Source organism: Binatus sp. (SeqCode) (assembly GCF_049584895.1).
Lineage (GTDB): Bacteria > Desulfobacterota > Binatia > Binatales > Binataceae > Binatus.
On the sequence record NZ_JBAUYR010000081.1, the window covers coordinates 107,704 to 118,849 of the forward strand.

General features: G+C 59.2%; 10 protein-coding genes. 6 read left to right on the forward strand and 4 right to left on the reverse strand.

The window, feature by feature from the left end; genetic code table 11:
- Positions 1 to 200 precede the first annotated feature (200 nt).
- The 3 genes from WB650_RS14425 to WB650_RS14435 are packed head-to-tail and all read left to right on the forward strand — an operon-like array spanning position 201 to position 3,046.
- Positions 201 to 977, forward strand: a complete 777-nt coding sequence (locus WB650_RS14425; protein WP_423960938.1) for an N-acyl homoserine lactonase family protein — start codon at positions 201 to 203, stop codon at positions 975 to 977.
- Between the two features lie 5 nt (positions 978 to 982).
- Positions 983 to 1,372, forward strand: a complete 390-nt coding sequence (locus tag WB650_RS14430; RefSeq protein ID WP_423960940.1) for a zinc ribbon domain-containing protein — start codon at positions 983 to 985, stop codon at positions 1,370 to 1,372.
- 15 nt (positions 1,373 to 1,387) lie between these two features.
- On the forward strand, positions 1,388 to 3,046 hold the full coding sequence (locus WB650_RS14435; RefSeq protein ID WP_423960942.1) for an acyl-CoA synthetase: 1,659 nt from the start codon (positions 1,388 to 1,390) through the stop codon (positions 3,044 to 3,046).
- 471 nt (positions 3,047 to 3,517) lie between these two features.
- On the opposite strand, the gene WB650_RS14440 is transcribed toward WB650_RS14435, so the two are convergent.
- Entirely contained in the window at positions 3,518 to 3,718 is a 201-nt protein-coding gene (locus tag WB650_RS14440; protein WP_422300962.1) for a hypothetical protein, read from the reverse strand.
- 106 nt (positions 3,719 to 3,824) lie between these two features.
- Between WB650_RS14440 and WB650_RS14445 the strand changes: the two genes are divergently transcribed.
- Positions 3,825 to 5,090 (forward strand): amidohydrolase family protein, encoded by a 1,266-nt coding sequence (locus WB650_RS14445; protein WP_422300961.1) that lies wholly within the window; start codon positions 3,825 to 3,827, stop codon positions 5,088 to 5,090.
- On the opposite strand, the gene WB650_RS14450 is transcribed toward WB650_RS14445, so the two are convergent.
- Genes WB650_RS14450 through WB650_RS14460 form a run of 3 tightly spaced genes read right to left on the reverse strand, consistent with a single transcriptional unit; the run spans position 5,078 to position 7,687 of the window.
- Entirely contained in the window at positions 5,078 to 6,094 is a 1,017-nt protein-coding gene (locus WB650_RS14450) for an LLM class flavin-dependent oxidoreductase (RefSeq protein WP_422300960.1), read from the reverse strand. The two genes, WB650_RS14445 and WB650_RS14450, sit on opposite strands and share 13 nt — an antisense overlap.
- Entirely contained in the window at positions 6,091 to 7,293 is a 1,203-nt protein-coding gene (locus WB650_RS14455; RefSeq protein ID WP_423960944.1) for a serine hydrolase domain-containing protein, read from the reverse strand. The genes WB650_RS14450 and WB650_RS14455 overlap by 4 nt, the downstream gene beginning before the upstream one ends.
- 22 nt (positions 7,294 to 7,315) lie before the next feature.
- A complete protein-coding gene (locus tag WB650_RS14460) occupies positions 7,316 to 7,687 on the reverse strand; it encodes a DUF4286 family protein (protein ID WP_422303512.1) in 372 nt (123 codons plus the stop codon).
- Between the two features lie 719 nt (positions 7,688 to 8,406).
- On the opposite strand from WB650_RS14460, the gene WB650_RS14465 reads away from it, so the two are divergent.
- Together WB650_RS14465 and WB650_RS14470 are read left to right on the forward strand one after the other, a co-directional pair.
- Entirely contained in the window at positions 8,407 to 9,225 is an 819-nt protein-coding gene (locus WB650_RS14465; RefSeq protein WP_423960946.1) for an enoyl-CoA hydratase/isomerase family protein, read from the forward strand.
- A 209-nt stretch (positions 9,226 to 9,434) separates the two neighbouring features.
- Complete coding sequence (locus tag WB650_RS14470; protein ID WP_423960948.1) at positions 9,435 to 10,766, forward strand: hypothetical protein; 1,332 nt, start codon at positions 9,435 to 9,437, stop codon at positions 10,764 to 10,766.
- The last annotated feature ends 380 nt before the right edge of the window (positions 10,767 to 11,146 follow it).

The window sequence follows — 11,146 nt, forward strand, 5'->3', positions numbered from 1 at the left end:
CTCAGGGCCCAGGTTCTCGACCGAGAGATCGTCATTCTGTTCGGCGGTGCAGTGAGGTGGAAGTCTTGCGAGCGCTGATCGAGTCCAATTTCCGGCGAGGATGCCCGAGGCGATTCGTTGACCTCATCATGGCGCTCCTTTTGAAAAGTAGTTAGAACTGCCAGGTAGCCAGCGGCTGCGGCCTGAATGCGAGGTGCGAGATGGCTGAATCCAAGGTTCGACGAATGTGGGCTCTTCCTGGTGCGCAACTATCCGCGCCGATGTCGCTCCTGATGCAGGGTGGCGACGACAAGATGCTAGATCTGCCGTGCCCGTCGTTTCTGATCGAGCATCCCAAGGGCTTGGTACTGTTCGACACCGGATGCAATCCAAAGATAATCGACGACGCGATTGGTTACTGGGGCGAGATGGCGCGGCATCTGCCGCTACAATGGAAAAAGTCCGACACTCTGGACCAACAGATCAAGAACGTCGGCTACAAACCCGAAGACGTCAAATACGTGATCCTGTCGCATGCGCATCTCGACCATGCCGGCGGCCTGACCTATTTTCCCAAAGCCAAGTTCCTCGCTGGGAGAAACGAAATTCGCTACGCCTACTGGCCCGAGCCCGACAAGCGTTGGGCGTTCATTCTGAACGATTACATTCCGACTCGCGGCTATGACTGGATCGAGCTCGATCAGGATTTCGATCTCTTCGGAGACGGGAGCCTGAAGTTTCTGCTTACTCCAGGGCATACGCCGGGAGAATGCTCGCTGCTGGTAAACCTTGCCAGCCGCAAGATTCTGTTAACCGGCGATACGGTTCACGTCCGCGCGGCGGTGGATACTGAGGCGACGATGCCGCTCGATACTGACCCGATCCAGTCGGTGATATCGATCAAGCGCATCAAGGCTATCCGCGACATGCACGAGGCGACGATGTGGATCACTCACGACCCGCAAGACTGGAAGGAACATCCGCACAAGGTCGAGTAGGAACAGTGCCGATATACGAATGGCAGTGCGGCGAAGGGCACGTCTTCGAGATGCTGGTGGCGGCGGGCGCCTCGAAGAGGGGACAGCGATGCCCAGTTTGCGGCGCCAAATCTAAGCCTGTGATTTCTACCTTCGCCATTCACGGTGGCGCGCCGATCTCGACCGCATTCGAACGAGCGGCCGCTCGCGACACCGACGTCACCAGACTGAAGCTGCCGAACTTCGCGCGGCTGTGCGGAATGGACGATTACTCGGCAACGCGGCTCGCCGCGCATAAGGTTGGTCGCGGAGCCGAGTTCGACGACAAGATGGCCGCACGTCGGAAACGTCAGGCCGCTCGCGGTCTACCGTCGAAGAATTCGGCCGCGAGCCACAAACCGGAGCATTCTCCCTAGTAGAAGGTTTTGACGATGATTGGACTCAAGGAACATACGGTGCGCGGGGCGAAGTCGTTCGCGGAGCTTCGCGCGAAGCACAAGTGGAACGTGCCGCCCGACTACAACGTAGTGGTTGACTGCCTCGATCGGCACACCGAGCTTCGCGACAAGGTTGCGCTGCTCTACGAAGACGACGAAGGCCACACCGCGCGCTACACCTTCGCGCAGATGATCGACGCGACGAACCGCTTCGCCAACGCGCTGCGAGCTATCGGCATCCGTCGCGGCGACGTCGTCGCGGTTCATACGCCGCAGCGTCCCGAGACCGCGATCGCGCACATGGCGCTTTATCGGCTTGGAGCGATAGCGCTACCGATCTCGAAACTCTTTGGTCCCGACGCCATTCAGTATCGCCTCGACAACAGTTCCGCGAAGGCGATCTTGATGGAGCCCGAAACGGTGGGAAAAATGGACGCGGTCGATCGCAAGAGCCTCCCCAACTTCAAGCACATCATCGTCACCGACGGCGCCAAGGGTGGAATCAGCTTCGACGATCTGATGAGCAAGGGCGCGGCATCGTTCACGATGGAGAAATCGAGCGCCGAGGATCCGGTGCTGCTGATGTACACCTCAGGCACCACCGGCAATCCAAAAGGGGTGTTGCACGTCGCGCGCTACGTGCTCGGCCACAACGGCATTGACTATTCATACAACTACCTGCGAGACGGCGACCTCTATTACAGCCCCGCCGATTGGGCGTGGGCGGGTGGCCTGCTCGACGGTCTGCTCGCGATTTGGCCATACGGAATTCCGGTGCTCGCTTATCGCAGCAAGGCGCGTTTCGATCCCGACGTGACGTTCCGGTTACTGGAAAAGTACGGCGCCTCAGTCGGCCTTTATCCGCCCACCGCACTCAAGGTGTTGCGCGAGGTGAAGCAGCCCCGCGAGAAATACAAACAACTAAACTTGCGATGCATCGTGAGTGGCGCCGAGCCGGTCAGTCCGCAACTCGCGAAATGGGTCGACGAGGAGTTGCAGGTCGAGTTCAACCAGGGCTTCGGTCAGACCGAGGCGAACTACTTCATAGGCACCTGCAGCGCGGTTGAGAAGGCCCGCCTCGAGCCGCTGGGCAAGCCATATCCAGGCCACAATGTCAGCATCGTCTCGCCCGAAGGCGTGCCGCTGAAAACCGGGGAGAGTGGAGAGATTGCGATTCGCCGCGACTCACCGGTCGTGATGCGCGAGTATTGGAAGAACCCCGCCGCGATGAGTGACAAGTTCAAGAAAGAGTGGTGCATGACTGGCGACCTCGGCCACATGGACGACGAGGGTTACGTCTATTTTCAGGGCCGCAACGACGACGTCATCAAGAGTTCCGGGTATCGAATCGGTCCTTCAGAAATCGAAGCCAAGATCATGGAGTACAAGTCGGTCGCATCGTGCGCTGTGATCGGTGTGCCAGATCCTCAACGCGGCCAGGCGATCAAAGCATTCGTGAAGCTGCTGCCAGGGTTCAAACCCTCGGACGAGATGATCAAGGAAATCCAGATGCACGTGAAAACGCGGCTCGCAGCGCATGAGGCGCCGCGCGAAATCGAGTTCATGGAGGAGTTCCCCTCGACTGTGACCGGCAAGATTATGCGCCGCGAGTTGCGCGCGCGCGAGGAAGTGCGCCTTCGCGCCAAACAATAGAGAAAACTACTCCGAATCGCTTGAGGTTGGCATTCAGCACCGTGGCAAATGTCCGTGGCTATATTCGGCCCGACGAACTTCCGGCCGAAAGCAGCTTTTGCGGGTGTAGCTACTGAAAACTTGGATCCGAGGGTTGATCGCAGTGTGTATGTAGGGAGGCGCTGGCGAGCCTGTCTTCTAGCGTCATGCCTTGGCAAGGTGATCGCCGTGGTTCGGCCGGCCGGAATGAACCTCAATACATTTTCTCTGTTATTCAAAGAAAATTCTCTGTTGATCTGAAATACTTCCCTGTTCGCGTTTCAAAATTCCCTGATCCGACGAGTAGGGACCCTCAGAAAAAAACCCCAGAAAGACATCACTCCTGGACGTCGTCAGTAAGTTTCGCGACCGGCGGATAGAAGTCGGCTTCGAACCTTTTCCCCACTACCGGCAAGTCCGTGACAGGTGGCGCAATGTTTCTTCGAAGTCGCCCTATCCGGCTTTCAGATTCTCCGGACTCAGATTAACCGGGTTGGTCTGGTTTGCCGCGTGGCGGCGGACCCACTCGGACGTCACGTAATCAGCCAACTTGCTTTCCAACGGACCGGGTTTGGTGCTTACGGGCCAGTTTATCGAAGGCAGCAGACGTAAGAGCAATATCAGAACAGCGATCACGGCGCCGATTAGAATCATTATAGCGTACTATTCTTCTCACGTTTTCTGACTCCGACGGATTGGACCGCCTGGTACAAACCTATGGTATAAATTGCTGTTTCCCGCCCCGAAACGCGAGGACATCATGACGCAGACTCAACACGAACAGAATCAAAACCAAATCGACGAGAAGAATCGCTACCGGATCGAAACCCCCGGCCACGATGGATGGGCGCGCACAGCGCGAGCTCACGACCCCGACAAGTACCTGATGATCTCGGCGGATTGCCACGCCAATGAGCCCGGCAGTCTCTGGCGCGATCGCATCGACGCGAAATATCGCGACCGCCTGCCGCACGTCGAAATCGACGCGAACGGCGAGAAGTGGTTCATCGCCGAGGGCACCGGCAAGTCGCGCGTGCGCGCGCGCATGATCGGCGACGTCCCGCGTGAGGGTAGCGAGGATCGCATGCGCGGCCGCGTCGGCGCCGATCCGAAAGAGCGAATTCAGGACCAGCTCCGCGACGGCATCGACGCGGAGATCATTTTCCCCAACAAGGGCCTGATGATGTTCGCGACCAAAGATGCGGCATTCGGGATGGCGCAGTGCCGGGTCTGGAACGACTTCGCGTGGCAAATGTACGGCGAGTACAACGACTTCATGTCGCCGGCCGCCGCCATCATGACCGCTGACGTGACGCTCGCGATCGAGGAAATCAAGCGCGTCGCGAAAATGGGGTTTCGATTCCTGACGCTGCCGTGCAAGCCGGTCTTCGGCGGCCACGACTCGCGCGATCCCAATTACAACCTGACCATCTACGATCCGATGTGGTCCGCGATCGACGATTGCGATCTGCCGATCACCTTCCACGTCTCGACCGGACGCGATCCGCGCGTCGCACGCAAGGAAGGCGGCGCGGTCATTAACTACGTATCGCATTCGCTCTCTCCCACTATCGAGCCGGTCGCGAGTCTCTGCGGTTCCGGCGTGCTGGAGAGATTTCCGAAGATCAAATTCGCCGCCGTGGAGAGCGGGATCGGATGGGTGCCGTGGGCGCTCGACGCGATGGACGAGGCCTATCGCAAGCATCATCTATGGGCCTATCCGAAGCTCAAACATCCGCCGAGCGAATATTTCCGGATCAACGGCGCCGCCACATTTCAGGAAGATCGCGCTGGCCTTGAGCTCGCCGAGAAATGGAACCTCGTGGACAACTTCATGTGGGCCAATGACTATCCGCACGCCGAAGGAACCTGGCCCCATTCCGCGGAAGCCATCGAGCGCGAGATGGGTCATCTGAGCGACAGCGCACGCGCGAAGATCCTCGGGCTCAACGCGGCGAAGATGTTCAAGTTCGACGTCGAGTCGCTGCTCGAGCGGCGCCGCAGCCTCGCCCATCAAGCCTTATAGAGTGTCTCGACGATCGCGCTCCGGTATGTGTTCATCCGCTCGGGCGGAACGAAATACTGCGGCGCCGAAATTGTCATCGAGTCCGCGTATTCCCACATCCTCGCTACGCGCTCGCGCGCATCGTCAGGCGTGCCTGCGATCGCGAACGTCGTCACCATCTCATCGGGAATCGCCTTGAGCATCGCGGCCGTGTCCTTGCGCGCTGCCGCCTCGCTCGCGGCGAGGGCCTGCGCGCCGAAGCCGTGCGCACCGTAGTATTTCTGGTACTGCGCGATACTCGAATAGAATGCGACGGTACCGCGCATATCGTCGATCGCTTGGCGGCGATCGTTGGCAATCGCCGCGTAGTTCCACAGGTTCACATGGACGTCCGATCGCTTGCGAGCCTTCGCGGCCAGCGTCCGCTCGAGCAGCGCCGCCGTCTGCGAGATCCATTTCAGCGACCATACCGGATGTCCCAGCAGTCCATCTGCGACTTCAGCCGCAAGCGCGACGGTGTTTTCGAATAGCGCCGGTATGTGGATCGGGATCGAGCTGCGTACCGGCTTCCTGCCAATCTTGAAACCGCGGAGATCGAGCTTGTGATATGCGCCGTCGATCAGCTCAAGCTCGCCCGTATGCCCCTTCTCGACTATCGCACGGACCGTCGTCACGATCTCGCGCAGATGACGGACCGGCTTGCCGTACTCGACACTGTAGTAGCGCTCGTTCCATTCGCGCACACCCGTGCCCAATCCCAACACCATCCTGCCGCCGCTGAGCCGGTCGATATCGAGCGCGTTCTGCGCGGTCTCCATCGGACTGCGCGTGAATGCGAGCGCGATCCCCGAGCCGAGCTTAAGCCGCCTGGTCACCATCGCGGCCGCGGCCAGCGTCGCGAATGGGGTAGCTTGCAGTTGCGGCGACCATACGCCGTAGAGACCCAGGTCTTCGAAGCGCCGCATGAGATCCGCCAGCTCGGCAGCCGGCATCGCCTGCACTATTTCCCAATAATCGCGTTTCATGCTTCCTCGCACGATCCCGCCAGACTGCACACCGCGACCCCCCTACGGCCCTCGCGAAGATCGTTGCGATCGAATCCGTTAGTGAGATAGCCGAACGAAATTCCGGTCGCCGGATCAGCCCATCCGATCTGCCCGCCGAAGCCCGGATGGCCAAAAGCCTCGGCCGAGTTCGTGCGTCCGAAGCCGCGCAGATTCGCCTTGCCGTCGCCGCCCGCGATCACGATTCCCAGCGCGCGATTCGCCGTGATCCCGCGCGCCGGATCAATCAGGTTACCGCTGCGGATACGCCGAGCCTCGCGAATCATTTCGGATTGCCAGATGCGTTTTCCGTCCTGCGCTTTGCCGTCATTGAGCAACGCCTGGTAGAAGAGCGCGATATCGCCGGCCGTCGTCATCATGCCTCCGGCCGGAAAATCCATCTCGCGCAGTTCTGGCTCGTTCATCTCCAGCACCGCGTCTTCGGTGATCGAACCGAGTCCGGCGCGCGGAGGTGTGATGCCGAGCTTGCGATACTCCTCGTCCTTGGCGGGTTCGCCGACCCATTTAACGTCGGCCATCCGCGCCTGGACGGGACGCGGCAATCCGATTCGCAAGTCGGGCAGGCCCAGCGGTTCCGCGATTCGCGTCCGTACGAACTCGCCGAGACGCGTGCCCGTGATTCGCTCGATCGCTTCGGCGATCGGCCAATAGTTCGCGTGGATGTGGTAAAAGAACTTCTCGCCCGGAGTATTCACCGGACGCCACTGCGCGAACCGCTCCAGGCGTCGCTTGCGATCGCCCCAATCCTTGAACGAGCCCGGCGCAGTCGGGATGCCGGCGGTATGAATCAACAGATGCTCGATGGTCGTCGTTTCCTTGCCGTTGGTCCCGTACTCCGGCACGTACTTGACGATCTTGTCGGCAGGATCGATTTTTCCTTCCTGGATTAGAATCCATAGCGCAGACGAGGTTATCGCCTTGGTCGCCGACATCGCGACGAAAACCGTCTCGTCGGTAGCCGGCTTCTCCACGCCACCCTGTACCGCACGGCCGAAAGTTTTCATCGCAGCAATCTTTCCGTCGCGAGCGATCGCAACCTGACACGCGGGAAGAACCCCATCCTTCACGTCGCGCTCGGCCCGATCCATCAGCGCCTGCACCTTGTCGGGATTAAGACCAACTTCGGCTGCACTATCGGCCAAAAATTTCTCAGCGATCATAATTTTCTCTCCTCGACGAAGTTCAGGCGGCGCGACGAGGACGCTTCACATCCTTCGCCATCACCTTCTCCGCGATTGGCGTGAATACGAACGCGCCCACATTTTTCATATCGATCGCATCGCTCGCCACGATCTCCGAAGTCCCACCGCGCGCCCGCAGCTCTTTGAGCACGCCCGCAAGATCGTCAGTCTCAATCTCATAGATGGCGAGATATTTGTAGCCCTTGCCCCCCTCGCGACTCATTTGCGCGTCCGCGATGCGAAACCGCTGCCCGCTCACGAAGCCTGGTACGTTAAGCACATCCGGAATGTGCTGCTTGTTGTACCATTCGTTAAACTCAACCTCTTTTCCAGCAGTCGGATTAGTCATCACGACGAACGTGTGCTTGGCCATAGCAAAACCTCCTCGGTTTTATCCTGAAGCATTGAGCCCCCACCTTCCGCGCATCTCTGACCGGATTTTAGTCCCACAATTCGCGAGCCGTCCATCGGATCTGGCGGCAGGATTCCTCGCGCGACACCCATACCTGTGGCTGCTTAATTCCGTATGCTCTGTAAACACTGGAGTTTTGCGCCGACCGCTTTATCGTGGCCGGCATGCTTACGATCCTGTCCGCAATGGTCTCTCTGGTCTCCTTCCGGTTTCGGCGTCGAGCTACCTTGGAACTTGAGGTGCTGGCCCTCAGGCATCAGGTGGCCGTTCTCCACCGGCAGCGGCCCGGCCGACGTGGCTTGGTCGAGCTGACGGCCTGCTGTGGGCCTGGCTCTATCGAGCTTGGCCGCGCTGCCTGAAAGTGATGGTGCTGGTCAAGCCGTCAACCGTGATCCAGTGGCACCGGCAAGGATTCCGCGAGCGGTGCCTCGGTCTACCTTGGTTGCATGGACACGCTCTACAATCTGGAACATGGCAAGTACGCGTCCGTCGATGCCGGCATGATCTTCGAGATGCTGATCAACCTGAGCTCGTTCGCTTCCCCAGTGATTCTGATTCCTTTACTTCTTGAGGCACCGTGGCTGGTTTGGAGTTTAGGTTTGTTGAGTCGCGATTGGAAGTTCAAAGCCGCAAAACGTAATTGGCGCCGATCGTTTCCAAGGCGAATGGAGGGCATTGCAATGAGTGACACGCGCAAATTCGAGACGATCAAGGTCGAAGTCGATGACGCCGTGGGCAGACTAACTCTCAACCGGCCCGAGAGGCTGAATGCAATCGGTGCTACTATGCTCAGGGAGCTGGCCGAGGCCGCGCGCTGGTTCGATACCCGCCATGATTTACGCGTCGTGATCTTGAGCGGAGCAGGGCGCGCCTTCTCTGCTGGTGCCGATCTCAAAGATTCGCCGCTGGGGCAAAGCGCTCCAGCATCGCATAAGTCATGGTTGGCCCGACGCGAAGGTGGCCAACTGGGACTGCGCGCAGCTGACGCGCTCGAGAACATGCACGCGGTGACGATCGCGCAAGTTCATGGCTACGCGGTTGGCGGCGGCGTCGTTTTGATGGCGGTATGCGACCTTCGTGTTGTTGCCGACGACGCATCGTTCTTTATCCCTGAGATTGAGCTGGGAATTCCGCTTGCGTGGGGCGGGATCCCGCGTCTCGTGAGAGAAATCGGGCCGGCTCTTACCAAAGAACTCGTGATGACCTGTCGCCGATTCACTCCGGATGAAGCCAAATCGATCGGCTTCGTGAACCGCGTCGTGCCGCCGGCTCGATTGAAAGACGAAGTGGAAAAACTCGCGCAGCAGTTGACTGCGATGCCGTCGGTGCCAGTAGCGATCACGAAAGAGCATGTCAACTCGGTTGCGCGTGCGATGTCAGCGGGAACGACATCGTTCGCTGATGGTGACGTGCTGCTTGGTTCGTTTGGCGAGGAAGAATCGCGTGCCGCCGCGGCCGCGTATCGCGGGAAAACCTTCGGGAGAAAATCTCCCGACTAAATCCGTGCCTGAGGGCGCGGATCGCGCTTATCGAGTTGCGACCTCCAACTGGGGCAACCACGCGGTGCCGGTCCGTCACTCTCGAGTGGGCTCGCCAGCGGCCCTGCGAAGAAGTTTGGAAAGCGCGTAAAGTAGAATGAGAGCGCGATGAAAGTAATTTTAAATAAGAGCGCAGGATTACATAATTTTTCAAATTTGCGTGTCAACGAATGGCCTCGACGAGCCTGATCCCCGATACTCCCGCCGGGAGCCAAGTGCGATGGTATCTAGAAACCCTCGCCAGCGCGGGCGGGAACACATCCGCTGCTGACTTTGACCGCTTCAGTGCGTCGGCATCGATCCGCACTCCATTTCCCGGCCAAGGCGAGGATTTGATGGAAGGATGGCGGCGCGCTTCGGCAGCAATCGGCCCCTTCACACCAACGGCCATCGAGCAGAACGGAGACTTCTCCGTCACTGTCATGGCTGACGGCCTCAACAACGCCAGAAGGTTCAGCTTCCGTTGTGATGTAGAGGAGCATGCCCCGCATCTGATCAAGATGCTCGAATATCAGCGCCTGCTCGACGTCGATGTGACCGTCCGCGAGGCCAGCGAAGCCGATGCCGCCGCTCTTTCCGATCTCGAGCGCCGCTGCCCGATCATCATGGGCGACACGTCGATGACGATCGATCGCGGGACGGACTACTTTGCCTTCACACGCCTGATGGAGGAGGCAATCGTCTCAATCGCTCTGGTCGGAGGAAAGGTTGCCGGCGTGAACTGTGGGTGCTTCCACGATATTCGTGTCGGCGGGAAAGTCTACCGAACGCTTACCGCGCTCCACTTGCGCATCGATCCCCAGTACCAGAAGAAGGGTTTATGGGGAGCCGTCAGTTCCCTATTCGGGCAGAAACACCCCGAGGTGGTTCACAGCAACGCGTATATTTCTGTTGAGAACAAGGCGATGCAGGCTGGAATCGCCAATGCCCCGAACAAATGGACCGTCAATGCGACGCGGCTTCAGCTCTCATGCGCATCATCGCTTGCAGGTCCATCGTACGGGCGGCCCGCGACACAAGCGGATGCACCGAGAATCGTCGAGATCCTTAACGCCTGCCACGGCAGCGAGGAGATGTACGTTCCCTACTCGGTGGAGTCGTTCACAGCTCGAGTCGAACGAGCCCCGGAGTTCTACTCGTGGGACCGACTCCTGATGACGGACGATGCAGTCGTAGGCGTGTGGCCCGCCGGTGAGAAGATCAGATTCGTCACGGATTCGAAAACAGGCCGCGTCGAATCACGCCGCGGCCTGGTCGTCGATTACGGGTTCATCACCGGCGCCGAACGCGACCTAGAGTCGTTGCTGCGGGCATGGTGCGCGCAGCTCAAGGAGCAAGGCCTCGACACACTGACCATTTTCACTTCCGACGCGTCTCCCGGAAGCGGTCTCCTCAGCTCTCTGGCCGTCGCCTCGGAATCGTACGTCGTCTGGACGCCCGGCATCGCCGAACCACCCTCCGCCGCTATGTATGGCATTTACGTTGACTCGATCTACTTCTAGCCGGTAGGTCAGTAGCATTCGAAATTCGCGAAAACTGGGGCTGGCATTTTATAACCAACCCTGGTCGCTCAGTCGAAAACCATGCCGGTGCCTTTTTCCTCTGATCATCGGCATATCGCGGGTTGCGTTAACGACGACCATTAACGACGACCATAGCCTATCCGCTTCTCACAGTGTTGGACGTGAACTCGTCCTTTTAGCCAGAATGAGGGCGCGATAGGAAAACGCGTTAACCAAGGTAACCTGAAATGATAGACATTGTGAAAATAGCGGACGTGGGCCACGTCAGGACCATCACGCTCAATCGGCCGGAGAAGAAGAACGCGCTGAGCGACGCCCTCGCGTGGGGTGTAGTTGCTGCCATAGAGGATGCGGCGCGG